The organism is Streptomyces sp. DSM 40750 (assembly GCF_024612035.1).
Lineage (GTDB): Bacteria > Actinomycetota > Actinomycetes > Streptomycetales > Streptomycetaceae > Streptomyces.
Map to the genome: position 1 here is coordinate 2,087,137 of NZ_CP102513.1, position 26,644 is coordinate 2,113,780.

Below are 26,644 nucleotides of genomic sequence, written 5' to 3' on the forward strand. Positions count from 1 at the left end.
ACTGGAGGCCGCCCGCGACCGGCTGGTGCCGGATGTCAGCGCGGACGGCCTCCGGGTCCTTTTCTGCGGCATCAACCCGGGGCTGATGACGGCGGCGACCGGCCACCACTTCGCCCGCCCCGGCAACCGCTTCTGGCCTGTTCTGCATCTGTCCGGCTTCACACCCCGGCTGCTCAGGCCCGCCGAGCAGGACGAGTTGCCGTCGTACGGGCTCGGCATCACGAACGTCGTCGCGCGGGCGACGGCACGCGCCGACGAGCTGACGGCGGAGGAGTACGTCGAGGGCGGGCGTCTGCTGACCGCCAAGGTGGAGCGGCTGCGGCCGCGCTGGCTCGCGGTGGTCGGCGTGACCGCGTACCGGGCCGCCTTCGGCGACCGGAAGGCCGCTGTGGGTCCGCAGGAGCGGACGATCGGGGCCTCGCGTGTGTGGGTGCTGCCCAATCCGAGTGGGCTGAACGCGCACTGGACGGCGGCGACGATGGCGGAGGAGTTCGGCCGGCTGCGGGTGGCGGCGGAGGGCTGACCGGCGGGGTTCTTCGCCGCGGCTCAGCGCGTCACGGTGGGTCGATCTCCGTGATCAACGCGAGGAGTTGGAACGGCAGTTCCTTGTCCCACTGGGATACGCCGAGGGCGACCCAGCGGCCGTCGGCCTGCCAGAGGTGCACGTCCGGGACGTGGGAGCTGAGCACCGCCCAGGGCTCCGGTATGTCCTCGCCGTCCATGGACCGGTCGAGGACGCTCCACAGGCTGAACACGTCCGGGGCGCCCCAGCGCTCGGTGAGCAGCTGCGACAGGGCGTCCCGGTCCGCCTCGTACTGCTCCTCGGTCTCCTCCCGGCGCGTGCCGTCGTCCTCCCAGAAGTCGGCGCTGGTCTGTAACTCGGCGACGTGATAGCCGGGTCCGGCCGTGCCGGCGCCGGAGCGGCCGGGCTCCGCCGGGAAGTCCGCGGAGCACAGCCGGTCGATGACGGCGAGGTGCTGCGTGATGCTCATGCGGTCAAGTAAAGCGCGCACCACTGACAACCGTCGTGGCGTCAGGCGTCCCTGCGCCGTACGCTCCAGGCGCCCGCCGCCAGCGCGGCCGCCGCCCACAGTGCCGTCACCGCCAGGCCGCTCCACGGGCCGAGCGCGCCGTCGGACGTCTCGTGGAGGATCACCTGGCCCGCCTTGTCGGGCAGGAAGTCCGCGATGCCGCCGGAGACTCCCCCGACGACGAAGGAGACGATGAGCAGGAACGGGATGAGGATGCTCAGGGTGGCCACGCCGCTGCGCAGGAGCGCGGTCAGGCCGGCCGCGAGGAGGGCCATCAGGGCGAGGTAGACGCCGCAGCCGACGGCGCCGCGCAGGCCCTCGGCGGCCGACAGTCCGCTCGCCCTGTCGCCGAGGACGGCCTTGCCGACGGCGAGGCTCACGAACCCGGTGAGCAGGCCGACGGCCAGGGCCGGTACGCCGATCGCGACCGCCTTGGCCGTGAACCACCGGCCCCGGTGGGGTACGGCGGCCAGGGAGAGTCCGAGGGCGCCGCCCTGGAACTCGTACGAGACGGCCGTCGCCCCGAAGGCGACCGCCGCGGCCTGGCCGAAGTTGACGCCGAAGAACGCGGCGAACAGCGGGTCGAAATCGGTGCCGTCGGAGTCGAGTCCGGCGAGCGCGGAGAAGGCCGCGGTGGCGAGGACGACCGCGAGGAGGGCCCACAGCATCGACCGCAGGGTACGGATCTTGATCCACTCGGAGTGGAGGACGGGTGCGAACGCCATGGTCAGGCCTCCTGGGGCTGGACGGGGGCGGCGGTGGAGGCGGCGGTGAACTCGGCCTCCGTGGCCGTCAGATCGAGGTAGGCCTGCTCCAAGGTGCCCTCCTCGGCGGCGAGTTCGAGGATCGTCAGGCCGGCGCCGGACGCGAGGCGGCCGATGTCGTCCACGCGCGCGTCGTGGACCGTCCGGCCTCCGTGCTCGCCCTCCGTGGTCCGGTAGCCGTGCCGTGTCAGGAGGTCGGTGAGGGCGTCGGTGTCCGTGCTCCGTACCCGTACGCGGGGCTGCACGCGCGCGTGGATGAACTCCCGCATGGGGGTGTCGGCGAGAAGGCGGCCGCGGCCGAGGACGATCAGGTGGTCGGCGAAGGAGGCGGTCTCGTTCATGAGGTGGCTGGAGACCAGGACGGTCCGGCCCTCGCGCGCCAGGCGGCGCAACAACTCCCGGATCCAGATGATCCCTTCGGGATCGAGGCCGTTGGACGGTTCGTCGAGCAGGACGACGGGCGGGTCCCCGAGCAGGGCCGCCGCGATGCCGAGGCGCTGTCGCATCCCCAGGGAGTACGTCTTCACCCGGCGCCGCGCGACCTTCGCGAGGCCCGTCTGCTCCAGCACCTCGTCCACGCGGGCGGGCGCGATGCGGTTGCTCGCCGCTAGCGCGCGCAGATGGTCGCGGGCGGTGCGTGATCCGTGCGCGGCCCGCGCGTCGAGCAGGGCGCCCACATGGCGCAGCGGCTCGTCGAGGCCGGCGTAGGCGCGGCCGCCGACGGTGGCGGTGCCGGCGGTCGGCCGGTCCAGGCCCAGGACGAGCCGCATGGTGGTGGACTTCCCGGCGCCGTTGGGGCCGAGGAAGCCGGTGACACGGCCGGGTTCCACGCGGAAGGTGAGGTGGTCCACGGCGCGGACGGTGCCGTACTCCTTGGTGAGGTCCTGTACGTCGATGCTGGTCATGGACCCAGCCTGGCCGTCCGCGGGGTGCCGGTACCTCCCCCGCGGGTGGGGAGCGTCTCCCCCGCCCGGGGGAGACCCGTTGTCAGTGGTGGCTGGCACGATGACCGAATGGCCCGCTTCCTGCGCCCGTTGCTCCGGGGGACGACATACACGCGCCTGCTGCATCTGTGGGTGCCGATGCTGATCGTCAGCGTGTGGATGTACATCATGCCCACGCGCCCGTGGGTGCCCGCGCTGTTCCTGATTCCACTCGGGTTGATCCCCGCCGTGCGGCTGGGCGAGGGCGTGCAGGCGCGGTTGCTGCTGACGCCGGGTGAGGAGGGGGATTCGGGGATCTCCGTGGCGCCGTCCGCCAGTTGGCGGGACCGGTTCCGCACGGTGGTGTGGCTGGAAGTGCGGATGGCGCTCGGGGCGCTGGCCTCGGGGGGCACCGTCTGGCTGCCCATCCTCACCTACGACCTGGTCTCGGTCGCGTTCGGGCATGTGCCGACGGACAACGTTGTGCTGAGGGGTGTGGAGGCGCACTGGGCGTACGGCCTGCTGGCGCCCCTCACGCTCGCCCTGGCGTTCGCCGTCGTGGTCGGCCTCGGCGCGCTGGTCACCGCCGCCGCCCGTCGGCTGCTGGGGCCTTCGGCCGCCGAGCGGCTGGCCACGCTGGAGGAGCGGACCGAGCAACTGCTGGAACGCAACCGGATCGCCCGGGAGTTGCACGACTCCATAGGGCATGCGCTGACGGTGGCGGTAGTGCAGGCGGGCGCGGCGCGGGCGGCCGGTGATCCGGCGTTCACCGACCGGGCGCTGACCGCCATCGAGGACACCGGCCGGGCCGCGCTGGAGGACCTGGAGCGGGTGCTGGGCGTGCTGCGCGAGGCCGGCCGGCCCGTGCACGAGCGACCCACGCTGACCGAGGCCGACCGGCTGCTGGAGTCCGCGCGCACCTCCGGCGCGAAGGTGGACGCCGAGATGTCGGGGCCACTGGAGAAGGTGCCCGGTCCGGTGTCCCGCGAGGGCTACCGCATCCTCCAGGAGTCGCTGACCAATGTGCTCCGGCACGCGGGCGACGTCCCGGTCCGGGTGCGGATCGCGGTCGCGGACGGCGGCCTGGATCTGGAGGTCCGCAATCCGCTGACGGCGGAGATACCGGGGCCCGGCCGGGGCAGCGGACTGCGGGGCATACGCGAGCGGGCGGCGCTGCTCGGCGGCCGGGCGTGGACCGGACCCGACCGGGGCGACTGGCAGGTCCGTGTCGAACTGCCGCTGAGCTGAATCACCCGTTCGGCGCCCAGAAGCTGATCTACGCTGGCGGGATGCCGCCGATCACCGTTCTGCTCGTCGACGACGAACCCCTCGTACGCGCCGGTCTGCGGGCCGTTCTGGAGGCGCAGCCGGACATCGAGGTCGTCGGGGAGGCGGCGGACGGTGCCGCGGTGATCCCGCTGGTGCGGCAGCTGCGGCCGAGCGTCGTCGCCATGGATGTGCGCATGCCACTGCTGGACGGCATCGAGGCCACACGGGCGGTGCTGCGGACCGTGCCGGAGCCGCCGAAAATCCTCGTGGTGACGACCTTCGAGAACGACGAGTACGTGTACGAGGCGCTGCGCGCGGGCGCGGACGGCTTCCTGCTGAAGCGGGCCCGGCCGGCCGAGATCGTGCACGCGGTACGGCTGGTCGCCGAGGGCGAGTCGCTGCTGTTCCCGTCCTCGGTACGGCAGTTGGCCGCCGAGTACGGCGACGGGGCGGGCAACCGGGCGGCACGGGCGGTCATGGAGCGGGCCGCGCTGACCGAGCGTGAGGCGGAGGTGCTGCGGCTGATGGCCCGGGGGCTGTCGAACGCGGAGATCGCAGCCCGGCTGGTCGTCGGCACCGAGACGGTGAAGTCGCACGTCAGCGCCGTACTCGCGAAGCTCGGTGCGCGGGATCGTACGCAGGCGGTGATCGCGGCGTACGAGTCGGGTTTCGTGGCACCCGGCTGAGCCCGGCCGGGAGGGGGCTGTCGGCAGGTCGGGCGCGACAGGCACTCGCCGGGGTCGATCGCGGCGAGTACGATCCGGCAAACACGGGCGCGAGCTGGGAGGACGGACGTTGGGGCGGCTGACCGGCGGGGATCCTTCTCTGCTCCGAAGAATCAACTCGGCCGTGGTGCTGCACGCGCTGCGCGCCACGGACCACGCGACGCTCACCGAGATCACCCGGGTCACCGGGCTGTCCCGGCCGACGGTCGAAGGCGTCGTCGAAGGGCTTGTGCAAGCCGGGCTGGTGGTCGAGCAGGCCGCCGACGAGGGGGCCGCCCGACGGCAGGGGCGGCCGGCCCGGCACTACCGGTTCCGGGCCGAGGCCGGTCATCTGCTGGGCCTGGACGTGGGCTCGCACCGGGTGACCGCGCTGCTCGCGGACCTGGACGGGCGGGTGCTGGGCTCGCTGTCCAAGGACGTCTCCGAGTCGGCGTCGGCGGAGGACCGGCTGGAGCGGCTGCGGACGACCGTCGCGGAGCTGCTCCGCAGGTCCGGCGTCTCGCGGGGTTCGCTGCGCGCGGTCGGCGTGGGCAGCCCGGGCATCATCGAGGCCGACGGCGCCGTACGCCTGTGCGCGGCTCTGCCGGAGTGGACGGGCCTGAACCTGGGTGAGCGGCTGAGCCGCTCCTTCAAGTGCTCCGTCCTGGTCGAGAACGACGCCAACGCGGCCGCGGTCGCCGAACACTGGAAGGGCGCGGCCACCGAGTCCGACGACGTGGTGTTCGTGCTGGCGGGGCTGAGCCCGGGCGCCGGTTCGCTGATCGGCGGGCGGCTGCACCGCGGCTACGGCGGCGCGGCCGGGGAGATCGGCGCGCTGCATCTGCTGGGCCGGGAGGCCACGCCGGAGGCGCTGCTGTCGACCACGGGCGAGCCCTTGCATCCGCTGGACGAGCCGGCGGTCGCCGAGGTCTTCAAGCACGCGCGCGAGGGCGACGGGCGGGCCCGCGAGGCCGTGGACCGCTTCATACAGCGACTCGTCCACGACGTGGCGGCCCTCGTCCTCGCCCTCGACCCCGAACTGGTGGTCGTCGGCGGCTGGGCGACCGGCATCGACGACGTACTCGGCCCTCTCCGCCACGAGCTGGCCCGCTACTGTCTGCGCCCGCCCCGGGTCGTCCTCTCCCGACTGGGCGAGACGGCCGTCGCGATGGGCGCGCTCCGCCTTGCCCTGGACCATGTCGAGGAACAACTGTTCGCGGTGGAGGGCACGGTGACTGCGCGGCGCTGAGGCCTCGCACCCGTGCCGGGCGGCGGCTGCGCTCTCGCGAGCGGGCGCCGCACCTGTGCACCCGTAACCCCTGAGAGGGGAACGCCCTCCGAAAAACGCCGCGCCCCGGAAGTCCGGGGAGCGGCGGGTGCGGCTTGAGGGGCTGCCCGCGTGGTCAGGACGCGTGGCGCTCCGGGCCGTGGTGGATCTCTAGGCCGCCCGAGACGCCGAAGGTCAGGCGGCACGTGTCAGCACGGTACGTGGCCAGGGAGACGGCCGCCGTACGTCCCTCCGCGAAGAAGCGGGTGGTGACGACGAGGACGGGCGCGCCGGGCAGCCGGTCGAGTTCCTTGGCGTCGTCCGCGCGGGCCGAGCCCAGTTCCACCGAGCGGTCCTGCCCCTCCAGCTCCAGGCGCTGCAGCTCACGCAGCACGGCACGCGCGCGTGCCGCACCGGAGGGCGCGTCTATGGCGGAGAGGGCGGGCACCGAGTCCGCCGGGACGTAGATCAGCTCCGCGGCGACGGGCTGGCCGTGGGACATACGGGAGCGGCGCACCACGAACACCTGCTCGCCGTGGCGGGTCTCCAGCATGCCGGCGACCGAGGCGGGTGGCACCGCCTCCGCGCAGTCCACCGACTGCCAGGCGTCGCCGATCGTGCCCGGCCACGCCTGCTGCTCGCCGCCCACGGCGACCCCCATGCGGGGCGGTGCCACGGTGGTGCCGACGCCGCGCCGGCGCTGCAGCCTGCCCTCCAGTTCGAGCTGCTCCAGTGCCTGGCGGAGCGTGGCCCGGGCGACGCCGAAGCGGGCCGCGAGGTCGCGTTCGTTGGGCAGGATCTCCCCTACCGAGAACTCGGAGTCCAATGCCTCACTGAGCACAGTCTTCAGATGCCAGTACTTCGGTTCCGGCACCGATTCCAGCTGCTGGGTCCCCACCCTGTCCTCCGCTGCTTCGCCGTGGCCCGGCGGCGTTTTTAGCGCCTTGTTTATTAAAGGTTGTTGCACTTTCTTGCGACCATAGGCCTGCCCCCACCCTTGGTCAAGACCAATCCTCGAACGCTCAGCTATCCGACAGCCCGCGCGCGGCACAGCGTTCATCGAGGCTTCACGGTCGCGAAGAGAACCGGGAGGGACGGACTACAGCTCCGCCGACAGGGAGAGCAGCTTCTCCGGATTGCGCACGATGTAGACGCACTGGATCCGGCCGTCGGCGACATCGAGCTGGAACACGCTGTCGACCTTGCCGCCGGACAGGAGGACCACCGCGAAGCCGCCGTTGATCTCCATGAAGCGGAACGACGCGTCCACGAGGCCCTTCCCGGCTGTGCCGTGCAGGAACCGTCCCACCTTGTCGGCGGTTTCGAGGACACGCACCGGGGCCTTGCTCAGACCGCCGCCGTCGCCCACCAGACGGACGTCGGGGGCCAGCAGCGACATGAGACCGTCGAGGTCTCCGCCGGCCGCGGCGGCGAGGAACCGCTCGGTCAGCTCGCGGCGTTCGGCCGGGTCGACCTCGTAGCGCGGGCGCCGTTCGTCGACGTGCCGACGGGCCCGCCCGGCGAGCTGGCGGACGGCGGGCTCGGTCCGGTCGATCATGGCCGCGATCTCGGCGTACGGGTAGCCGAAGGCCTCCCTGAGCACGAACACCGCGCGTTCCAGGGGCGAGAGGGACTCCATGACGACGAGGACGGCGAGCGAGACGGTGTCGGTGAGGACGGCCCGTTCGGCGGTGTCCGGGACGGTGGCCCCGTAGTCGGTGACGTACGGCTCGGGCAGCCACGGGCCGGGGTACGCCTCGTTGCGGGACTGCACCTGGCGCAGCCGGTCGATGGCGAGGCGGGTGGTGACGCGGACCAGATAGCCGCGCGGTTCGCGCACGTCGGACCGGTCGGCGCCGGACCAGCGCAGCCAGGCCTCTTGGACCACGTCCTCGGCGTCGGCGACCCGGCCGAGCATGCGGTAGGCGACTCCCATGAGGACGGGGCGGTGCTCTTCGAAGACGTCGGTCGCTATGTCGGTGGTCACCGTTCCATCCCATCGCGGGGAGCGCGGCTCTGTCCAGGCGATTGCGACCACGCGTGGGGGCTTGTTACTGCCGAGGACTACCCGTCGGTAGCGGTTGCTGACAAGCTGTCTACGAACCCGTACGTCAGCGCGCCAGCCGCACAGACGAGGAGCTGCACCATGTCCGCCGCCACGGTCTCCTTCCAGGTCCCCTCCCCGCTCGGCCCGCGGCCCGTGACGGTCTCCTTCGCGCGCGAGGGCGCCGGCGAGCCGCTGCTCCTGCTGCACGGCATCGGCCACCACCGGCAGGCCTGGGACCCGGTGGTCCACATCCTGGCGGCCGAGCGCGAGGTCATCACCGTGGACCTCCCCGGCTTCGGCCAGTCGCCCGCGCTGCCGGACGGCCTCACCTACGACCTGCCCACCACGAGCGCGGTGTTCGGCGCCTTCTGCGAGGCGCTCGAACTCGACCGTCCCCATGTGGCGGGCAACTCCCTGGGCGGTCTGCTCGCGCTGGAACTGGGCCGTGAGAAGCTCGTACGGTCCGTCACGGCCCTGTCGCCCGCCGGGTTCTGGAGCGAGGCGGAGCGGCGTTACGCCTTCGGCGTCCTGCTCACCATGCGGCACATCTCGCGATGGCTGCCGCTGCCGCTGGTCGAGCGGCTGTCCCGGTCCGCGGCCGGCCGTACCGCCCTGACGAGCACCATCTACGCCCGCCCGGCCCGCCGTTCACCCGAGGCTGTGGTCGCCGAGACGCTCGCGCTGGCGGGGGCGACCGGGTTCGACGACACCCTCCGGGCCGGCGGCAGTGTCCTGTTCACCGACGACATCCCGGGGCTGCCTATCACCGTGGCCTGGGGTACGCGGGACTGGCTGCTCGTGCGCCGCCAGGGCGTCCGGGCCAAGCGGGTCATCCCCGGGGCCCGGCTGGTCCGGCTGCCCGGCTGCGGCCACTGCCCCATGAACGACGACCCCGCCCTGGTCGCCCGCGTCATCCTCGACGGCAGCCGCTGACCTGCGGCGGATCAACGCCCCGAGCCCAGGGCGACTCCAGCGCCCACCAGCGCGCTGCCGACGGCCTGCGCGGCGCCGTGGGAACCCGTGCCGACGAGGGGCGCGTGCAGACGGCGGCCATCGGGAGGAGACCGGAGAGGAGGGTGGCGCGCTCGGCGCCGACGCTGCCTGCCCATGGACCGGCACTTCCCGGGGGCGCTGCGCCGCGCGCCTGTTCCCCTGCTCCCCCGCCCAGTTGTTCACTTGTCGTTTCCGTGTGCGCTGCGGCGCACCAGTAGTTGTGGCAGTGCACATTGGCCGAATCCGTCGCTGGAGGCGCATTCATGTCACACCGTCCGCCGAGTTCCCTGCCCGGTCGCCGCAGCGTGCTGCGCGGCTCGCTCGCCGCGTCGGCGGCGCTGGCCCTGCCCGGTTCCGTCGCGCTCGGGTCGGCTCCGGCACTGGCCCTGTCGGGACGGCCGAAGGCCGGCTGGGGTGTCCAGACCGGGGACGTGAGCGCGCACTCCGGGCTGGTGTGGGTGCGTTCGGACCGTCCGGCGCGGATGATCGTCGAGACATCCGCCACCGAGTCGTTCCGCAACCCGCGCAGATGGCACGGCCCGCTGCTCGGCGCCGGCACGGACTTCACCGGTACGACGCGGCTGCGCGGCCTCCCGGCGGGCGAGCAGATCCACTACCGGGTGCTGCTCGCCGACCCGGACGACCCGCGCCGCACCGGTGAGCCGGTCACCGGCACGTTCCGTACGACGTCACTGAAGCGGCGCTCCGGGGCGCGCTTCGTGTGGTCGGGCGACCTGGCCGGGCAGGGCTGGGGCATCAACCCCGACCGCGGCGGCTATCGCATCTTCGACGCGATGGGCGCGCTGGACCCGGACTTCTTCCTGTTCAGCGGCGACACGATCTACGCCGACGGCCCGATCGCGGCGACGGCGGCGCTTCCCGGCGGCGGCACCTGGCGGAACATCACCACCGAGGAGAAGTCCAAGGTCGCGGAGACGCTCGCCGAGTTCCGGGGCAACTTCCGCTACAACCTGCTGGACGAGAACCTGAAGCGGTTCAACGCGCAGGTGCCGTCGATCGTGCAGTGGGACGACCACGAGGTCACCAACAACTGGTACCCGGGCGAGATCCTCACCGACACCCGGTACACCGAGAAGAACGTGGACGTGCTGGCGGCACGGGCCCGGCGGGCCTTCAGCGAGTACTTCCCGATCTCCACGCTGCGGCCGGACGCCCGGGAGGGCCGGGTGCACCGCGTCATGCGCCACGGTCCCCTGCTGGACGTGTTCGTCCTGGACATGCGGACCTACCGCAACGCCAACTCGCCCGACACGCAGACCACCGACCCGGTGGGCATCCTCGGCGCCGAGCAGTTGGAGTGGCTCAAGCGTGAGCTGTCGCGGTCGCGGGCGGTGTGGAAGGTGATCGCGTCCGACATGCCGCTCGGCCTGGTCGTGCCCGACACCGGGGACGGCAAGAAGAACATCGAGGCCGTGGCGCAGGGCGACCCGGGCGCGCCGCTCGGGCGGGAGCTGCAGATCGCGGAGCTGCTGCGGTTCGTCAAGCACCGGAGGATCACGGGCACGGTGTGGCTGACGGCCGACGTGCACTACACCTCGGCGCAGCACTACCAGCCGTCGCGGGCCGCCTTCACCGACTTCGAGCCGTTCTGGGAGTTCGTCTCCGGCCCGCTCAACGCCGGTGCCTTCCCGGCGAACGCGCTGGACAACACCTTCGGTCCCGAGCGGGTCTTCGTGAAGGCGCCGACCACCGCGAACGTGTCGCCGGCGGGCGGCTACCAGTTCTTCGGCGAGGTCGACATCGACGGCCACAGCGGGGAGTTGACGGTACGACTGCGGGAGCAGGACGGGACCGTCCTGTACACGAAGGTGCTCCAGCCGGGTCTCGTCGGCCAGTGACCGGCACGCCGTAATCCGCCCTGCCGCCGGGTTTTCGCAGGTCACGGTCGATTGTCAGTGGTCGCTCCTACGGTTTTCCCATGACGCGATCTCTGCAGGCCGTGGCCTACACCCGACCCTCCGTGCGGGAGTCCGTGGTGGGCGGACAGCGGCTGGGACTCGAGACGTCGCGGGGTGCGACCCCGACGGGGGCCGCCTCCTCCGGCCTCCCGGCCGACCGGATACGGGCGGCGCTGACCAGGCTGGGCGCCTCGGGACGCGTCGGCTACGACACGGCGGAGGCCGCGTACTTCCACCGCGAGCTCCCTACGACGCCGACCGCGTCGAGCGCCGCAATCCGCGCTTGCGCTCGGCGCGCGCTCCGGTGGCCGCGGGGGCGGTCTCCCTGGACGGCGTCCTCGGCACGGTGACCGCCGAGGACGTCCATGCCCACCGCGTACGGGACGACGCGGGCACCCTTAGCTGCTCCTGCCTCTGGTGGGCGACTCCGGGGCTCACGGGGAGCTGCCGTATCTCGCGCAGGCGGCGGGAGAGCCGGCGCCGCGGGAGGAGGCAGCCGTCTGACCTCCGCGGTCACCGATGGCGTCGATCCCGACAGCTCCGGTCATACAAAAAGCAATAAAAGGGGCGGAGTGATGCATTTACCGGTCAGTCACAAAGCGTTCGTGATCACGCAACACCGTTCGTCCACAGTGGCTACATGACTCCAGACATGTCTGATGTGACGCGGGCGCGGAGCGGCCGCCCGGTACACCACGCGCTGCTGTCCACCAAGGCCGGGTTCCGCAGTTGGTGGGCACGGCGCCACGGTCACGCACCGCCGACGGGTGATACCGGCGCCCGGCCCCCGCTCACCGAAGGGCAGCAGGCCGGGCCGTCCGAGACGGGCAGGGACGCGCTCAGCGGGGCGACCACGCTGTGGCGGATGCGGACGACGGTGAAGGACGAGCCGGGCTCACTGGCCGCGCTGTGCACGGCGCTGGCCGGCCTCAAGGTCGACATCCTGAGCCTGCAGACGCACCCGCTGACCGAGGGCACGGTGGACGAGTTCCTGCTCCGGGCGCCCGAGGAACTGCCGGCCGCCGAGATCGGCGGGGCGGTGTCGGACTCGGGCGGCAGCGCCACCTGGATCGAGCGCGGTGACGCCCACGACCTGGTGGACGCGCCGACCCGGATCCTCGGTCTGGCCACGCGTACGGCACTGGACGCGGCCGAACTGCCGCTCGCCCTACGGCAGTTGCTGGGCCGCTGCACCATCCGCTCGCTGCCCGCCACCGCTCCCGGCTCCGGCCGGGCCCAGGAGAGCGCCCCGGTCGAGGGGGCCCTGGAGGACACGGTGATGCGGCTGCGGGCGCCGGAGGGTGGGGTGATCACGGTGGAGCGGCCGTACCTGCCGTTCACGCCGACGGAGTTCGCGCGGGCGCGGGCCCTGGTGGAGCTGGACGCACGGCTGGGTCCGCGGATTCCGCGCAGCCACGACGTGCTGACGCTGCCGGAGGGCAACGACATCACGGTGCGCCGCGCCGACGCCGGGGACCTGCGGGCGGCGAAGGACATGCACGAGCGGTGCTCCGCGCGCACGCTGAGCATGCGGTACCACGGCCCGGTCGGCGACGCCGACCGGTATCTCAGGCATCTGCTCAGCCCCCGCTTCGGCAGGACCCTCGCCGCGCAGACCGCCTCCGGCCGCCTCGTCGGCCTCGGCCATCTCCTGTGGGACGGCGACGAGACGGAGATCGCGCTGCTCGTCGAGGACGAGTGGCAGCGACGCGGTATCGGCGGTGAGCTGCTCCGCCGACTGGTGGACATGGCGGCCGAGACGGGCTGCGAGAACGTGTACGTGGTGACGCAGTCGTCCAACACGGGGATGGTCGCGGCGATGCGGGGCCTTGAGCTGCCACTCGACTATCAGATCGAGGAGGGGACGCTGGTGATCACCGCGCGCCTGGATGAGGTGGCGGTCGCTTCGCGTGCTTCGCGGCTTCGTGAACGGCCGGTCGGAATGGCCGAGTAGCACGGCGGGCGGCCTGTGGGCCGTCGTCAGGTGCGGGTTGGGGGCTCGGGCAGTTCCCCGCGCCCCTGGTGGGGGCGCGGTCGCGGGGCCCTGTCATCAGCGCCCCGCAAGCCCGGGGTCTCGGATCGGCCTCGGCGACTCAGACCGGCCCCGCCGACAGCGCGGGCCGGTCACGAGTGGCGTCCGCTGCCGGCGCCCCGTCGGCACCCTTCCCCAACGCCCCGTCCAGGTCCGCCCACAGATCCTCCACGTCCTCCAGCCCCACCGACACCCGCAGCAGCCGGTCGCTCACCCCGGCCCTCCGCCTGTCCGTCTCCTCCACGATGCGATGGCTGATGGAGGCCGGGTGCTGGATCAGGGTGTCCACGCTGCCGAGGCTCACCGCCGGGGTGATCAGGCGGACCCCGGCGATGACCTCGTGGGGGTCCCCCCGCACCTCGAAGGCGATCATGGCGCCGCCGACGCGGGGATAGTGGACGCGTGCCACGCGTGGGTCGGCGGCGAGACGGTGGACGAGTTCCGCGGCGGTCGCGGAGGCCGCGCGGACGCGGACGGGGAGGGTCGACAGGCCGCGCAGCAGGAGGTAGCCGGCGAGAGGGTGGAGGACGCCGCCGGTGGCGAAGCGGACCTGGCGCAGTCGCCCGGCGAACTCCTCGTCGCAGGCCACGACACCGGCCATGACGTCCCCGTGGCCGCCGAGGTACTTGGTGGCGCTGTGCAGGACGAGCCGGGCGCCTTGTTCGACCGGGCGTTGCAGGACCGGTGTGGCGAAGGTGTTGTCCGCGAGGAGCGGGACCGAGCCGCAGGCATGGGCGAGGGCCCGCAGATCGAGTTCGGCGAGGGTCGGGTTGGCCGGGGACTCGACCAGCACGAGACCGGTGTCGGGGCGCAGCGCGTCCGCGACACCGGCCGGATCGACCCAGGTGACCTCGGAGCCGAGCAGCCCGGCGGTGAGGAGATGGTCACTGCAGCCGTACAGAGGCCGTACGGCGACGACGTGGCGCAGCCCCATCGAGGCGCGGACGAGCAGCACCGCGCTCAGCGCGGCCATGCCGCTGGCGAAGGCGACCGCGCTCTCGGTGCCTTCGAGGCGGGCGAGGGCGGTCTCGAAGCGGGCGACGGTCGGGTTGCCGAGCCGCCCGTAGATCGGCGGGCCCTCCGGCTCGGCGCCGTCCGTGGCGAAGGCGTCGATGCGGGCGGCCTCGCCCCGGCTGTCGAACGACGGGTAGGTGGTCGACAGGTCGATCGGCGGAACGTGCAGGCCCTGGCGCGCGAGGTCGTCGCGGCCGGCGTGCACGGCCTCGGTGGCCAGTGCTCTCGGCGTGGTGCGTGCGTGGTCGTACGCGTGCGTGCTCGCTGAGTTCATGGGCGCCAGAGTGAACATGGACCGGGTCGCAGGGGCCGAACACCGTGTTACGTTCGAACAATGGCCGAATCCGTCGTACTCGATCCGGTGGATCTCCATCTGCTGCGGCTGCTGCAGAACGACGCCCGGACGACATACCGGGATCTCGCCGCTCAGGTCGGGGTCGCACCGTCGACGTGTCTGGACCGGGTGACGCGGCTGCGGCGCGCGGGCGTGATCCTCGGCCATCAGCTGCGGCTCGATCCGGCCAAGCTGGGGCGTGGCCTGGAAGCGCTGCTGTCGGTGCAGGTGAGACCCCATCGGAGGGAGTTGGTGGGGCCGTTCGTGGAACGGATCCGGGCGCTGTCGGAGTCGCGGACCGTGTACCACCTGACCGGGCCGGACGACTATCTGGTGCATGTCGCGGTCGCGGACATGGCGGATCTGCAGCGGCTGGTTCTCGACGAGTTCACGTCGCGGCGCGAGGTGGCGCGGGTGGAGACCCGGTTGATCTTCCAGCAGTGGGACTGCGGACCGCTGCTGCCGCCGGACGCCGACCGGCCGACCCTCTGACCCGTGGGCGTGGATCACGCCCTGAGCGGAATCCGGCCGCCGTAAGGCCCGAGCGCCCGTTAAGCAGCTGACGCCACCCCCGCCGCCGTACCAGGATTGCCCGCATGTCTGACACCAAGAGCCCCCTGCCCCGCGAGGTCGCCGACGCGTACGTCGACGACCTCATCGCCCTCGACCCCGTGACCGGTACGTACCTGGGTGTGAAGGAGAGTTCCCGCAGGTTGCCGGACACCTCGCCGGCGGGCCAGGAGGACCGTGCGGAGCTGATCCGGACGACGCTCGCGCGGCTCGACGCGGCGGAGCGGCAGCCGGGCGCGGACAGTGACATCGAGCGCCGGTGCGCGCGCCTGCTGCGCGAGCGGCTGACGGCGGAACTGGCCGTGCACGAGGCCGACGAGGGCCTGCGCGCGGTCGGCAACATGGTCACGCCGCCGCACGAGGTGCGCGAGGTCTTCACCATCACCCCGGCGGAGACCGAGGAGGACTGGGCGGCGATCGCAGAGCGGCTGCGTGCGGTGCCGGCGGCGTACGCCGGTTACCGCGAGTCCCTCGCGCTCGGCCTGGAGCGCAAGCTGCACGCGGGCCCGCGTCCGACCGAGACCTTCATCGGCCAGCTCACCGAGTGGGCGGACACGGACGGTTCGGGGCGCGGCTGGTTCGAGGACTTCGCTTCGGCGGGCCCCGAGTCGCTGCGCGCCGAGCTGGACGAGGCCGCCCGCGGGGCGACCCGGGCCGTGGTGGAGCTGCGCGACTGGATGCGCGACGTGTACGCCCCGGCGGTCGAGGACGCGCCGAACACGGTCGGCCGGGAGCGCTACGCCAAGCTGGTCCGCTACTTCACAGGTGCCGACCTGGACCTCGACGAGGCGTACGCGTACGGCTGGGCCGAGTTCCACCGGCTGCTCGGCGAGATGAAGCAGGAGGCCGCGAAGATCCTGCCCGGCGCCGAGACGCCCTGGGTGGTGCTCGCGCATCTGGACGAGCACGGCCGGCACATCGAGGGCGTGGACGAGGTCCGCGAGTGGCTGCAGTCGCTGATGGACGAGGCGATCGAGGCGCTGGACGGCACGCACTTCGACCTCGCCGAGCCGGTCCGCAAGGTCGAGTCGTGCATCGCCCCGCCGGGCGGCGCGGCGGCCCCGTACTACTCGGCCCCGACCGAGGACTTCTCCCGCCCGGGCCGCACCTGGCTGCCGACGATGGGGGCGACCCGCTTCCCGGTGTACGACCTGGTCTCCACCTGGTACCACGAGGGCGTCCCCGGCCACCACCTCCAGCTCGCGCAGTGGGTGTACGTCAAGGACGACCTGTCCCGCTACCAGGCCACCATCGGCGGGGTCAGCGCCAACGCCGAGGGCTGGGCCCTGTACGCGGAGCGGCTCATGGACGAGCTGGGCTTCCTCAAGGACGCGGAGGAGCGGCTCGGCTACCTGGACGCGCAGATGATGCGCGCGGCCCGGGTCATCGTCGACATCGGCATGCATCTGGAGCTGGAGATCCCGGCGGACTCGCCCTTCCACCCGGGCGAGCGCTGGACGGTGGATCTGGCCCAGGAGTTCTTCGGCACCCACAGCAGCCGCCCGGCGGACTTCGTCGAGAGCGAGCTGACGCGCTATCTGACGATGCCGGGCCAGGCCATCGGCTACAAGCTGGGCGAACGCGCCTGGCTCCTCGGCCGCGAGAACGCGCGGCGGCGCCACGGCGACGCCTTCGACGCCAAGGCCTGGCACATGGCCGCGCTGTCCCAGGGGTCCCTGGGCCTGGACGACCTGGTGGACGAGCTGTCCCAGCTGTGACGCGGGCCGGCCGGGCCCACCGCCACGAGCGGCCGGGCCCGGCCGCCGCGCCGGTTCAGTTCTTCCGAGGTCTCACCTGTACCAGGCCGAGCCAGGTCTCCGGCCCTGTCGAGACATACGCGGCGCGGACCCCGTAGTCGCCGGGGTCCAGCTCCACCCGCACGTGGTCCGTCTGCCGCAAGGCGTCCCCGGGCCGGGCGGCGTCGCAGAGGACGACCGGACCCGGCACCCGCCACTCCATCTCGGGCTCCCAGACGGCCGCGTCGAGCGCCGCCGGTAGGTCCGCGAGGAGTGCGGCCTCGGAGTCGGCCGCGTACCGGCGTACGAAGGTGCCGTGCTCGGCGAGGTACGCGGTGGAGGCGGGTTCGTGGCCGAGGACCAGGGCGCGGGTGTCGCCGACCGGCAGCAGGCCGACGTGGCCGTCGATGTCGCAGGCCCGGTCGTAGTCGGACGACGTCTCGTCGCCGTCGGCGCCCGCCCAGAACGGCAGGACCGCTTCCGGTATCGCCATGAGCGGTCCGCCGCTCGACGCCACCCACCGCACCACATCGGGAACCACCGCATCCGCGTATCGAGCCATGCCCAGAAGCTACACGGCGGCCACCTGGTTGAACTCCCCACCCTCGGCCACTTCTTGAAGGGCTGTCAGCAGCCGCAGTCCTCGGCTTCCACCGGCGCGGTGAGAGGGTCGGCCTCGCGCCTCGCCTCGCCCTCCCGGGTCTCGTAGGGGAAGCCCTCCCGTGCCCAGTACTCGAAGCCGCCGAGCATCTCCTTGACCCGGAAGCCGAGTTCGGCGAGGGCGAGGGCGGCGCGGGTCGCGCCGTTGCAGCCGGGGCCCCAGCAGTAGGTGACGACCGGCACGGACTTGTCGAGGAGTCGCTCGGCCTGCTCGGGGATGAGCGCGGTGGGCAGGTGGACCGCGCCCGGGATGTGGCCCTGGTCCCAGGACTCGGTGGAGCGGGAGTCGAGGACGGCGAAACCGGGGTCGCCGTCGGCGGCGAGGGCGGCGGCCACGTCCGACACATCGGCGTGGAAGGCCAGGCCGGCCCGGAAGTACGCCGCGGCCTCGGCGGGGGCCGCGGGGGCGACGCGCAGGACGGGGTTGACGGCGGACGTGGTGATGACGCTCATGAGCTGGCCTTTCCCTCGCGGAACGCGGAACTCGGCTTCCTGTTTCCCTGACCGGAAATCTACGGCCGGTGATCCCCTTCCTGAAGGAGCGTTCCACGGTCCAGGCCTTGATCAGCCGGGGATTCCCCTGCTATCCATCGGACATGACCGCGAATTCCCCGTACGTGCCCGACGCCACCGACTGGCGCATCCTGGAGGTCCTCCAGCGCGAGGGCCGGGCCAGCTTCGCCGAGCTGGCGCGTGCCGTGTCGATGTCGGCGAGCGCCGTGACCGAGCGGGTGCGGCGGCTGGAGGAGGCGGGCGTCATCCAGGGGTACGCGGCCGTCGTGGATCCGGAGCGGCTGGGACTGCCGATCCTGGCGTTCGTGCGGCTGAGGTACCCGACCGGCAACTACAAGCCGTTCCACGACCTCGTCGCCGTCACCCCCGAGATCCTGGAGGCGCACCACGTCACCGGCGACGACTGCTTCGTGATCAAGGTCACCGCCCGATCGATGCGCCATCTGGAGGAGGTGTCGGGCAAGATCGGCGCGCTGGGGTCGGTGACGACGAGTGTCGTCTACTCCTCACCGCTCCCCCGGCGGCCACTGGGTCACTGACCGCGCTGTCGCACCACCGACCCCGTCCGCTCCTTCACGACCTCCAGCTGTGCGTGGATGCGCCGCCGCAGGTCGGCGACATGGCTGACGATGCCGACGCTGCGGTCGCGTTCGCGGAGCGAGTCGAGGACGTCGAGGACCTCGTCGAGGGTCTGGTCGTCGAGGCTGCCGAACCCCTCGTCGATGAAGAGGGTGTCGAGGCGTACGCCGCCCGCCTCGTCGGTGACGACGTCGGCGAGGCCGAGGGCGAGTGCGAGGGAGGCGAAGAACGTCTCGCCGCCGGAGAGGGTGGCCGTGTCCCGCTCCCGGCCGGTCCAGGCGTCGACGACGTGCAGTCCGAGGCCGCTCCGGGCGCCGCGACCTGCCCGGTCGTCGGAGTGGACGAGGGTGTAGCGGCCGGAGGACATGCGCTGGAGCCGTACGGTCGCGGCGGCGGCCACCTGTTCCAGGCGGGCGGCGAGGACGTAGGCCTCCAGGCGCATCCTGCGCTCGTTGTCGGCGGAGGTGCCGGCGGCGAGTCCGGCCATGCGGGCGACGCGGTCGTACTCCTCGCGCAGCGGTGCCAGGCGGCGTACGGAGGCGGTGGCCCGCGCGGACAGCCGGTCCAGTTCGGCGCGGCGGCGCTCGGCGGCGTCCCACGCGGAGACGGTGCCCTGGAGCCGTCGGGCGGCGGCTTCGGCGTCCCGCTCGGCGGTCGCGAGGTCGGCGGGCGGCCGCTGGGCGGCGGCCGCCGTGTCGGCCTCCGCGAGCACGGCCCGCACGGCCGCTTCCTCCGCCTGCCAGGCGTCGAGGCGGTGTTGGAGGTCGCGGTGGGCGGCGTCGTCCAGGACGGCGGCGGCAGCGGCCTGCGGGGTGTCGAACCCGGCGCGGAAGGCGGCGTCGGCGAGGCGCGCGTCGGCGTCCTTGAGGCGCTGCGCGGAGTCGTCGGCGGCCCGCGCCGCCTCGGCGGCCTCGGTGAGGAGCCCGGCCCGACGCTCCAACTGCGCGGCCCGCGCGGCCACGCTCTCGGCGTCGTCCCTGGCCTGTACCAACTCCTCCTCCAGGACGGCACGTTCCCGCTCCAGCGCGTCCCGCCGGGTGTTGCGGGACGCGGCCCTGACGGCCGCCTCCTGCTGTGCGGCGGTCCGCCGGTCGCGCTCCCGTTCGGCGTGCAGGAGGGCTTCCTGCGCGGGATGCAGCCCGGACGCTCCCCGGCGGGCCCGCGCGTACTGCTCCTCCAGCTCCTCCACCAGCGCGGCAAGTCGATCGGTCGGCGTATCACCCGCCTCGGCGCTCGCGGCGGCCAACGCCCGCTGGACGAGCCCGAGCCGCCGCTCGGCCTCGGCGCGCTCCTCGTCCGCGCGCTGGAACGCGGCGAGCGCCCGCTCCTCCTTCTCACGGTCCACGTGCCCGTCGACCTTCTGCGCGGGCTCGGGGTGTTCCGTGCCACCGCAGACGGCGCACGGCTGCCCCTCGATCAGCCCGGCGGCGAGCTCCGCCGCGATGCCCAGCAGGCGCTGTTCCTTGAGGTCGAGCCAGTGGGCGCGCGCCTCGACGGCGCGCTCGGCCAGCCGGAGCACGCGTGCCTGGGCCTCGTCCGTGTCCCGGCCGAGCTGATCGCGCTGACGGGCGGCCGCGAGCCGTTTCCCGGCGGGTTCGCGCTGCACGGCGAGCTGTTCGGCGCGGGTGGCGGCCTCCTGGGCGGACTCGATACGGGCCTGGAGCTCCGCCCGGGTCGTCTCCCACTCGGCCAGCCAGCCCTCGGCGTCCTGGAGGACGTCCTCGTCGGCCCGCTCCTCGCCGTCCAACTCCGTACGCTCGGCGACCAGTTCGGCGAGCCGCTGCTCGGCGCGCCGGGCCGACTCCAGCCCGCCCAGCTCCTCGGCGGCCTTGCGGGCGGCAGCCGCGAGCCCGGCGGCACCGGCGTCGGCGTAGCTCTGCGGCAGTTCGGCACGCGCGCGTGTCTCGTCCGTGCTCGCGCGCCGGTGCTCGGCCTCGGCCGCGTCCCGCAGCTCCAGCGCCGGCGCCACAGCCTCCGCCTTGCGGGCCCGCTCCATCCGCGCCCGGTCGTCCCGGTGGGCGTCGGCCCTCTCCTCCAGTCGGGCGGCCCGCTCCCGCGCCTCCGTGAACCGTCGCTGCAGCCGCGCCACTTCGCGTACGTCGTCCAGATCGCGCTCGGCGGCGGCCCGCGCCGACTCGGCCGCCGCGCGGGCGCAGTGGGCGAGGGTGAGCCGCTCGCGGGCGGTACTGCGGACGACGGCGGCCCAGCCCAGCACGGCCTCGGCGAGACCGGGGTCGCCCGGCGCCGGCTCGGGCGGTTCCAGGGCGTCGTCCCCCGCGGCCTGCTGCATACGGTGGGCGTCGGCGAGCAGTTCCGTGTCGCCCTCGCGCACCTGGGCCTCGGTCGCCCGGCGCCGGTCGGCGAGGCGCTTCTCGACCGCGGCGAAACGGTGGGTGTCGAAGAGACGGCCGAGCAGCCGGCCCCGGGCCTCGGCGTCGGCGCGCAGGAAGCGGGCGAAGTCGCCCTGCGGCAACAGCACGACCTGGCAGAACTGCTCCCGGCTCATCCCCAGGGCCTGGGTGATCTCCTCCCCGATCTCCTGGTGAGAGCGGCTGAGGTCCTTCCAGGAGCCCGCGACCGCGTCGTACTCGCGCAGCCAGCTCTGCGCCTTGTCGAGCGTGGTGCCCGCGCCACGCTTCTTGGGCCGCTCCCACGGCGGCTGCCGGGTGATCTCCAACCGGCGTCCGGCGACGGTCAGTTCGAGGCGGACCTCGGTGCGCGTCGAGGGTGCCGCGTGGTCGCTGCGCAGGGTCATGCCCTGGCCGCTCTGCCGGGCGCCCGGCACCGAGCCGTACAGCGCGTAGCAGACGGCGTCCAGGACCGAGGTCTTGCCGGCGCCGGTCGGGCCGTGCAGCAGGAAGAGGCCGGCCGCCGAGAGGTCGTCGAAGTCGACGGACTGGGCGCCGCCGAAGGGGCCGAAGGCGGTGATGTCGAGCCGGTGGAGTCTCATCGGACACCTGCCGTGTCGGCTCGGCGGGGCAGCCCGAGGCGTCGGTCCGCGGTGGCCGGTCGGCCCGTCGTCATCGGTCGTCCTCCCCTGTCCGGCCGGTGCGGGTCGCTCATCGGGCGACCTCCCGGACCGTCTCGTCGGCCCGTACGGCGTCGAACGCGTCCCTGAGCACGGTCCGTTCGTACTCGTCGGGGCCGGTGCCGCGGACATGGGCCACGAAGTCCTCGGCGATCTCCTGGTCGTCGCGGTCGGCGACGCGCCGGGCGTAGGAGACGTCCGGGTGCCCGGGGGCGCGCTCGGGGTCGAAGACGAGGCTGAGTGTGTGCGGGAAGCGTTCGCAGAGCCGGGCCATGGGCTCCGCGGGGCGTACCGGGTCGGTGAGGGTGGCCTCGACCCACGCCTCCTCGTGCCGCGCCAGCTCCGGGTCGGCGAGCAGGTCGTCCAGCCGCCCCCGGACGCGGGCGAGCGGGCGCGGCACGGGGCAGTCGATCCGCTCGGCGTCGACCGAGCCGTCGGCGCCGAGGTCCACCAGCCACATGCTCTTGCGGTGGTCGGTCTCCGAGAAGGAGTACGGCAGCGGGGAGCCGGAGTAGCGCACGCGCTCGGTGAGGGTCTGGCTGCCGTGGAGATGGCCCAATGCCACGTAGTCGACGCCGTCGAAGACACCGGCGGGTACGGAGGAGACCCCGCCGACGGAGATGTCCCGCTCGCTGTCGCTGGGCGCGCCGCCGGTGACGAAGGCATGGGCGAGGACGACGGAACGAGTGCCCTCCGCGCGCATGGCCAGGTCCGCCCGAACCCGGTCCATGGCGGCGGCGAGCACCGCCTCGTGGCCCGCCTTCTCCACGCCGAACTCGTCCTTCACCAGGGCGGGTTCGAGATACGGCAGCCCGTAGAAGGCGACATCGCCGTGGGTGTCCGGCAGGACCACCGGGGTCCCGGCGGCCGCCGCGGACGTCCGCAGATGGATGCCCGCCCGGCCGATGAGGCCCGCGCCGACGCCCAGCCGCCGCGCCGAGTCGTGGTTCCCGGAGATCATCACCGTGGGCACGGCCAGCTCCGCCAGGCGGTGCAGGGCGTCGTCGAAGAGCTCGACCGCGGCCAGCGGCGGCACCGCCCGGTCGTACACGTCCCCCGAGACGACCACCGCGTCCACCTCGCGCTCCCGCACGGTGGTGACGAGATGACCGATGAACTCGGCCTGCGCACCGAGCATGTTCACCCGGTGGAACGCCCGACCGAGATGCCAGTCGGAAGTGTGCAGAAGCCTCATGATCCCCGAACCTAACAGGCGGGTCGGACATCACGGGCGGCTACCGGCGAACCGACCCGCGTACGCCGCCCACCACCGCACTCCGCGCGCGCGTGCCCCTCGAACTCGGCGAGATCCCCGCTCACGCGTCCCCGTACGCCTCTCCCCCGAGTTCGAACCCGGCCGTGCCCGCGGTGTTGTCGGCGAGCCAGGCGCGGAAGGCGTCCACGTCGGCGTCGGGCAGGCCGATCTCGATGGTGACAGCCTCCTCGTAGCGCACGTCACGGACCTCGCGCCCGGTGGCCCGCAGGTCGTTCTGCACCTTGCCGGCGCGCTGGTGGTCGACGGTCACCGTGGCCAGCCGGAAGCGCCGGCGTCTGATGCTGCCGACCGTGTCCAGCGCCTCGCCCACGGCGCCGCCGTATGCCCTGATGAGGCCGCCCGCGCCCAGCTTGACCCCGCCGTAGTACCGGGTGACCACGGCGACGACGTACCGCATGTCCCGTCGCAGCAGCATCTGCAGCATGGGGACGCCGGCGGTGCCGCCGGGCTCCCCGTCATCGCTCGCCTTCTGAATCGCCGCGTCGGCCCCGATGACGTACGCGTAGCAGTTGTGCGTGGCGTCGGCGTGCTCCTTGCGGACGGCCGCGACGAACTCCTGGGCCTCCTGCTCGGTGGCGGCCGGGGCGAGCGCGCACAGGAACCGGGAGCGGTTGACCTCGGTCTCGTGCACGCCGGCGCGGGCGACGGTGCGGTACTCGTCCTGCATCCGGCCACCCTATGCGCAGGCCGGCACCCGTCCGCGCCGGGCATCCTCGGGCGCCGGGTCAGGCCTTCTTCTGCCCCCTGGCCACGATCATGTCCGTCAGGAGTGCCGTGCCCGGGGCGAGCGAGGCCCAGGTCTCGCCGCGCCAGGAGAGGAACGCGATCGCCGAGGTGGGGAACTTGGTCCGTACGGCGTCCAGCGCGTCGTCGAGGGCGTCTCCGGCCAGGTCGAGCACCAGCTCCTCCAGGCCGGGGTTGTGGCCGACGAGCAGCAGGGTCCCCACCCGGTCGGGGACCTCGCGCACCACGTCGAGCAGCTCCGGCACGTCGGCCGCGTACACCCGCCGGTCGTGCCGTACGGGCGGCGGTGTCCCCCATTGGGCGGAGGCCAGTTCCCAGGTCTGGCGGGCCCGTACAGCCGTGGAGCACACGGCCAGGTCGGGCAGGCAGTCCGCCTCGGCGAGGGCACGCCCGGCGGCGGGGGCGTCGCGGCGGCCGCGCGGCGCCAGGGGACGCTCGTGGTCGGGTACGCCCACCGGCCAGGCGGACTTGGCGTGCCGCAGGACGACGAGTCTGCGCAGAGGGCCCGCTCCGGGACGCGTGATCATGCCGATGCTCCGATCTCGCGGGTGAGCTCCAGGCCGAGGAGCCGGTCCGCGTAGGCGTACGTCTCGAACCGCGCGCCGTCCGGCATGTCCCGCGCCCCCTCCACGTCCCGCAGCACGTCGAGGACCGCGAGCACGTCGAGATCGTCCTCCCACGCGGCGCGCAGGGCCTGCCGTACGGGCTCGGGAACCGGCCTCGACGGCCGCGTCGCCCAGGCCGCCACCGCCTTGCGCCAGTGGTCGAGCGCGTCGGCGGCCTTGGCCAGGGCGGTGGCGTCGAGGGCCACGGGGGTCCGCCGGGGCTGGGCGAGCAGGGCGAGCCGCAGGGCTGTGCCGGAGGCGGCCTCCTCCTCGGGTCCGGTCACCGGAGCGACCTCGACCCTGACATCGGCCTTGGCTGCGACCCCCGCGCGGAGGCGGTCGTCGTCGCCGGCCTCCTCGCGGAGGCGGGCGGGGTCGCCGGTGCCCTCGCCCACCGGCTCTCCCGAACCCACGACATGCAGCACCAGGCGCCCGCTTCCCGTGGCGGCGGCCTCGGTCGCCCGGATGCCGAGTTCGTCGGCGCGCTCGCGCAGTGCGGCGGGCGGATCGGCGACCAGGAGGACGGGGCTGCCGCCCAGTTCCAGGGCGCGCGCGAGCACGTCGGCGACCAGCAGGACGCGCAGGGCCGAGGTGTCGTCCCTCGGCACCTGGGCGTGGACACGGGTGAGCGCCCTGCGGATCTCGGCGGGCTCGCCGGTCCGGGCGTCGGTGATACGCAGCACGGGGTGAGCGTAGGCGCGGGGACGGCCGAGCGCAGTGCGGAGGACGGCATTCCGGACACCGAGCCGTCCCGGCCGCCCGCGGACCCGGCCGTCCTGACCGCTCACGGACCCGGCCGTCCTGACGCCGGCGGACCCGGCGCCATGTCAACCGCCCGCGGTCGGCCGCCGCGGCCGCCCACGCAGGTGGCCGCCCACGCAAGTGGCCGCCTACACAGGCGACGGCCCGCACACCGGATCGCGGGACCCGGGAATCGCCGGACACCTATCGCTGTTGCCGCTGGCAGCCCCCGTTACCGGGCACCCTTGCACGGACAGAGGAGACCGCACATGTACGGCGACCCCGCCACGATCCGCAAGATCCTTTCGGAACTCGGCGACACCTGGGCCGTCGTGGGCCTCTCCAGCAACCGCAACCGCGCGGCGTACGGCGTCGCGGAGGTCCTCCAGCGCTACGGCAAGCGCGTGGTCCCGGTGCATCCCAAGGCCGAGACGGTGCACGGCGAGCAGGGCTACGCCTCCCTGTCGGACATCCCCTTCCCCGTGGACGTCGTGGACGTCTTCGTCAACAGCGACCTCGCGGGCCCCGTCGCCGACGAGGCCGCACGCATCGGCGCCCGGGCGGTCTGGTTCCAGTTGGGCGTGATCGACGAGGAGGCGTACCACCGGACCCGCGCGGCCGGGCTGGACATGATCATGGACCGCTGCCCGGCGATCGAGATTCCGCGGCTGGGCTGAGGACCGGACCTCCCCGATCACGTACGTGCATCGCTTCCGCGCGGACTACGACCTCGCGTGGTGGGTCCCGGCAGTCACCCGGAGCATCGCCGCCACCGCACTGCCCGCCTCGCGCGCCGCCCGGAGCTCCCCTCGGCGGACGGCGTCCCGACACCTCAACGCTCAACCAATACTTTCTGAAACGACACGTTATTGTAGAAAGAGAGCGGCCGGCCTCCGCACGGCGGCGTGAGACACGGGTGGGCCGGCAGCAAGGGAAGCGAAGAGCCGATGGTGGAGGGAGCGTCGCCCGGAGCGGGTCGAAAGCCGCGGGGCGGTCGGGCCGCGGTGGCCGGTGCGCGTCCGGTCGTCAGCCGACGGCGCGAGGTCGGTGACGTGAGCGCGCGGTCGCTGCTGATGACCATGCTCGGCGAGTACGTCCTGCCGCAGGGCCGCCCGGTGTGGACCTCGGCGCTGGTCGACGCGTTGGCGATGTTCGGCGTCGAGGAGAAGTCGGCCCGTCAGTCGCTCGCCCGGACCGCCGCCGAGGGCTGGCTGGCCTCCGAGCGGGTGGGCCGCCGGGTGCGCTGGGCGCTCACCCCGCCGGGGCGGCGGCTGCTGACCGAGGGCGCCCGGCGCATCTACGACTTCGGCAGCGGCGAGCAGCCCTGGAGCGGCACCTGGCTGGTGGTCCTCGTCTCGGTCCCGGAGGCCAAGCGGGACCTGCGCCACCGGGTACGCACCCGGCTGAGCTGGGCCGGCTTCGGCTCCCCCGAGCCCGGCGTGTGGATCACCCCCCGCGTCGACCGCGAGTCGGAGGCCCGGGACGTCCTGGCGGAACTCGGCCTCTCCGACGACGCGATGTCCTTCACCGCCTCCTACGGCACGGTCGGCAGCGAGGCCGCCATGGTGGCCCGCGCCTGGGACCTCACCGAGGTCGAGGACCGCTACGAGGCCTTCATCGACGAGTTCACCGGCCTGCGCCCCGCCGACGGCGACGCCGTCCTGCACGCCCAGACCATGCTCGTGCACGAGTGGCGCCGCTTCCCCTTCCTCGACCCCCGGCTGCCGCCGCAGCTGCTCCCCGCCGGCTGGAGCGGCGCCAAGGCCGCCGACCTCTTCCACGGCAGGCACGCCGAGTGGACACCGGCGGCGCTGCGGCGGTGGGACGAGCTGACGGCTGGGCACTACGCGGGATGAGTGGCGCGTGGGACCACCGCCGCGCCGCCGCCGGGCGGG

26 protein-coding genes are annotated in these 26,644 nt (G+C 73.3%); 13 read left to right on the top strand and 13 right to left on the bottom strand.

The annotated features are described in order from the left end of the window. Positions 1–25: 25 nt before the first annotated feature. A complete protein-coding gene (mug, locus tag JIX55_RS09270) occupies positions 26–523 on the top strand; it encodes a G/U mismatch-specific DNA glycosylase (protein ID WP_257562824.1) in 498 nt (165 codons plus the stop codon). Positions 524–554: 31 nt separating this feature from the next. On the opposite strand, the gene JIX55_RS09275 is transcribed toward mug, so the two are convergent. Genes JIX55_RS09275 through JIX55_RS09285 form a run of 3 tightly spaced genes read right to left on the bottom strand, consistent with a single transcriptional unit; the run spans position 555 to position 2,700 of the window. Continuing rightward, a complete protein-coding gene (locus JIX55_RS09275; RefSeq protein WP_257562825.1) occupies positions 555–992 on the bottom strand; it encodes a hypothetical protein in 438 nt (145 codons plus the stop codon). A gap of 41 nt (positions 993–1,033) precedes the next feature. Continuing rightward, on the bottom strand, positions 1,034–1,756 hold the full coding sequence (locus tag JIX55_RS09280) for an ABC transporter permease (RefSeq protein WP_257562826.1): 723 nt from the start codon (positions 1,754–1,756) through the stop codon (positions 1,034–1,036). A gap of 2 nt (positions 1,757–1,758) precedes the next feature. Next, entirely contained in the window at positions 1,759–2,700 is a 942-nt protein-coding gene (locus JIX55_RS09285) for an ABC transporter ATP-binding protein (RefSeq protein ID WP_257562827.1), read from the bottom strand. A 108-nt stretch (positions 2,701–2,808) separates the two neighbouring features. Here JIX55_RS09285 and JIX55_RS09290 point away from each other — a divergent pair, with 108 nt between their 5' ends. The 3 genes from JIX55_RS09290 (at position 2,809) to JIX55_RS09300 (ending at position 5,940) form a co-directional block, all read left to right on the top strand. Next, a complete protein-coding gene (locus tag JIX55_RS09290) occupies positions 2,809–3,966 on the top strand; it encodes a sensor histidine kinase (RefSeq protein ID WP_257562828.1) in 1,158 nt (385 codons plus the stop codon). Positions 3,967–4,007: 41 nt separating this feature from the next. Next, entirely contained in the window at positions 4,008–4,673 is a 666-nt protein-coding gene (locus JIX55_RS09295) for a response regulator transcription factor (protein WP_257562829.1), read from the top strand. Between the two features lie 109 nt (positions 4,674–4,782). Next, entirely contained in the window at positions 4,783–5,940 is a 1,158-nt protein-coding gene (locus JIX55_RS09300) for an ROK family transcriptional regulator (RefSeq protein ID WP_257562830.1), read from the top strand. Between the two features lie 154 nt (positions 5,941–6,094). Here JIX55_RS09300 and JIX55_RS09305 read toward each other — a convergent pair whose 3' ends face one another. Together JIX55_RS09305 and JIX55_RS09310 are read right to left on the bottom strand one after the other, a co-directional pair. Further along, positions 6,095–6,856 carry a GntR family transcriptional regulator gene (locus JIX55_RS09305; RefSeq protein WP_257562831.1) on the bottom strand — a complete coding sequence of 254 codons (762 nt, stop codon included), beginning with the start codon at positions 6,854–6,856 and terminating at the stop codon, positions 6,095–6,097. A gap of 201 nt (positions 6,857–7,057) precedes the next feature. Continuing rightward, positions 7,058–7,945: an RNA polymerase sigma-70 factor gene (locus tag JIX55_RS09310; RefSeq protein WP_257562832.1), complete on the bottom strand. Its 888-nt coding sequence runs from the start codon at positions 7,943–7,945 to the stop codon at positions 7,058–7,060. Positions 7,946–8,104: 159 nt separating this feature from the next. Between JIX55_RS09310 and JIX55_RS09315 the strand changes: the two genes are divergently transcribed. The 4 genes from JIX55_RS09315 (at position 8,105) to JIX55_RS09330 (ending at position 12,871) form a co-directional block, all read left to right on the top strand. Next, positions 8,105–8,938 carry an alpha/beta fold hydrolase gene (locus JIX55_RS09315; RefSeq protein ID WP_257562833.1) on the top strand — a complete coding sequence of 278 codons (834 nt, stop codon included), beginning with the start codon at positions 8,105–8,107 and terminating at the stop codon, positions 8,936–8,938. A gap of 323 nt (positions 8,939–9,261) precedes the next feature. Continuing rightward, the gene (locus JIX55_RS09320; RefSeq protein ID WP_257562834.1) at positions 9,262–10,857 is read left to right on the top strand and encodes an alkaline phosphatase D family protein; all 1,596 of its coding nucleotides are present in this window, start codon (positions 9,262–9,264) and stop codon (positions 10,855–10,857) included. A gap of 80 nt (positions 10,858–10,937) precedes the next feature. Then, positions 10,938–11,267: a hypothetical protein gene (locus JIX55_RS09325; protein WP_443046397.1), complete on the top strand. Its 330-nt coding sequence runs from the start codon at positions 10,938–10,940 to the stop codon at positions 11,265–11,267. Positions 11,268–11,557: 290 nt separating this feature from the next. Next, positions 11,558–12,871 (top strand): GNAT family N-acetyltransferase, encoded by a 1,314-nt coding sequence (locus tag JIX55_RS09330; RefSeq protein WP_257562835.1) that lies wholly within the window; start codon positions 11,558–11,560, stop codon positions 12,869–12,871. Between the two features lie 139 nt (positions 12,872–13,010). On the opposite strand, the gene JIX55_RS09335 is transcribed toward JIX55_RS09330, so the two are convergent. Further along, positions 13,011–14,237: a trans-sulfuration enzyme family protein gene (locus JIX55_RS09335; protein ID WP_257562836.1), complete on the bottom strand. Its 1,227-nt coding sequence runs from the start codon at positions 14,235–14,237 to the stop codon at positions 13,011–13,013. A gap of 60 nt (positions 14,238–14,297) precedes the next feature. Here JIX55_RS09335 and JIX55_RS09340 point away from each other — a divergent pair, with 60 nt between their 5' ends. Both JIX55_RS09340 and JIX55_RS09345 read left to right on the top strand, forming a co-directional pair. Continuing rightward, positions 14,298–14,789: an Lrp/AsnC family transcriptional regulator gene (locus JIX55_RS09340; RefSeq protein WP_257562837.1), complete on the top strand. Its 492-nt coding sequence runs from the start codon at positions 14,298–14,300 to the stop codon at positions 14,787–14,789. Positions 14,790–14,893: 104 nt separating this feature from the next. Beyond that, complete coding sequence (locus JIX55_RS09345; protein WP_257562838.1) at positions 14,894–16,585, top strand: DUF885 domain-containing protein; 1,692 nt, start codon at positions 14,894–14,896, stop codon at positions 16,583–16,585. A 55-nt stretch (positions 16,586–16,640) separates the two neighbouring features. On the opposite strand, the gene JIX55_RS09350 is transcribed toward JIX55_RS09345, so the two are convergent. After that, positions 16,641–17,165, bottom strand: a complete 525-nt coding sequence (locus JIX55_RS09350; protein WP_257562839.1) for an immunity 21 family protein — start codon at positions 17,163–17,165, stop codon at positions 16,641–16,643. A 65-nt stretch (positions 17,166–17,230) separates the two neighbouring features. After that, positions 17,231–17,716 (bottom strand): rhodanese-like domain-containing protein, encoded by a 486-nt coding sequence (locus JIX55_RS09355; RefSeq protein ID WP_257562840.1) that lies wholly within the window; start codon positions 17,714–17,716, stop codon positions 17,231–17,233. Between the two features lie 143 nt (positions 17,717–17,859). On the opposite strand from JIX55_RS09355, the gene JIX55_RS09360 reads away from it, so the two are divergent. Continuing rightward, positions 17,860–18,315, top strand: a complete 456-nt coding sequence (locus JIX55_RS09360) for an Lrp/AsnC family transcriptional regulator (RefSeq protein ID WP_257562841.1) — start codon at positions 17,860–17,862, stop codon at positions 18,313–18,315. Here the strand turns inward: JIX55_RS09360 and JIX55_RS09365 are convergent. The 5 genes from JIX55_RS09365 to JIX55_RS09385 all read right to left on the bottom strand — a co-directional run bounded on the left by JIX55_RS09365 (position 18,309) and on the right by JIX55_RS09385 (position 24,691). Beyond that, a complete protein-coding gene (locus JIX55_RS09365; RefSeq protein ID WP_257562842.1) occupies positions 18,309–21,305 on the bottom strand; it encodes an AAA family ATPase in 2,997 nt (998 codons plus the stop codon). The two genes, JIX55_RS09360 and JIX55_RS09365, sit on opposite strands and share 7 nt — an antisense overlap. 109 nt (positions 21,306–21,414) lie before the next feature. Beyond that, entirely contained in the window at positions 21,415–22,578 is a 1,164-nt protein-coding gene (locus tag JIX55_RS09370) for an exonuclease SbcCD subunit D (protein WP_257562843.1), read from the bottom strand. Positions 22,579–22,699: 121 nt separating this feature from the next. Continuing rightward, positions 22,700–23,326: a YigZ family protein gene (locus tag JIX55_RS09375; RefSeq protein WP_257562844.1), complete on the bottom strand. Its 627-nt coding sequence runs from the start codon at positions 23,324–23,326 to the stop codon at positions 22,700–22,702. Between the two features lie 58 nt (positions 23,327–23,384). Then, positions 23,385–23,930 carry a SixA phosphatase family protein gene (locus tag JIX55_RS09380; RefSeq protein WP_257562845.1) on the bottom strand — a complete coding sequence of 182 codons (546 nt, stop codon included), beginning with the start codon at positions 23,928–23,930 and terminating at the stop codon, positions 23,385–23,387. Beyond that, entirely contained in the window at positions 23,927–24,691 is a 765-nt protein-coding gene (locus JIX55_RS09385) for a hypothetical protein (RefSeq protein ID WP_257562846.1), read from the bottom strand. Before JIX55_RS09385 ends, JIX55_RS09380 begins: the two co-directional genes overlap by 4 nt. Before the next feature lie 327 nt (positions 24,692–25,018). On the opposite strand from JIX55_RS09385, the gene JIX55_RS09390 reads away from it, so the two are divergent. Both JIX55_RS09390 and JIX55_RS09395 read left to right on the top strand, forming a co-directional pair. Further along, positions 25,019–25,426 carry a CoA-binding protein gene (locus JIX55_RS09390; protein WP_257562847.1) on the top strand — a complete coding sequence of 136 codons (408 nt, stop codon included), beginning with the start codon at positions 25,019–25,021 and terminating at the stop codon, positions 25,424–25,426. A 375-nt stretch (positions 25,427–25,801) separates the two neighbouring features. Next, on the top strand, positions 25,802–26,605 hold the full coding sequence (locus JIX55_RS09395) for a PaaX family transcriptional regulator (RefSeq protein WP_257562848.1): 804 nt from the start codon (positions 25,802–25,804) through the stop codon (positions 26,603–26,605). Positions 26,606–26,644 lie beyond the last annotated feature (39 nt).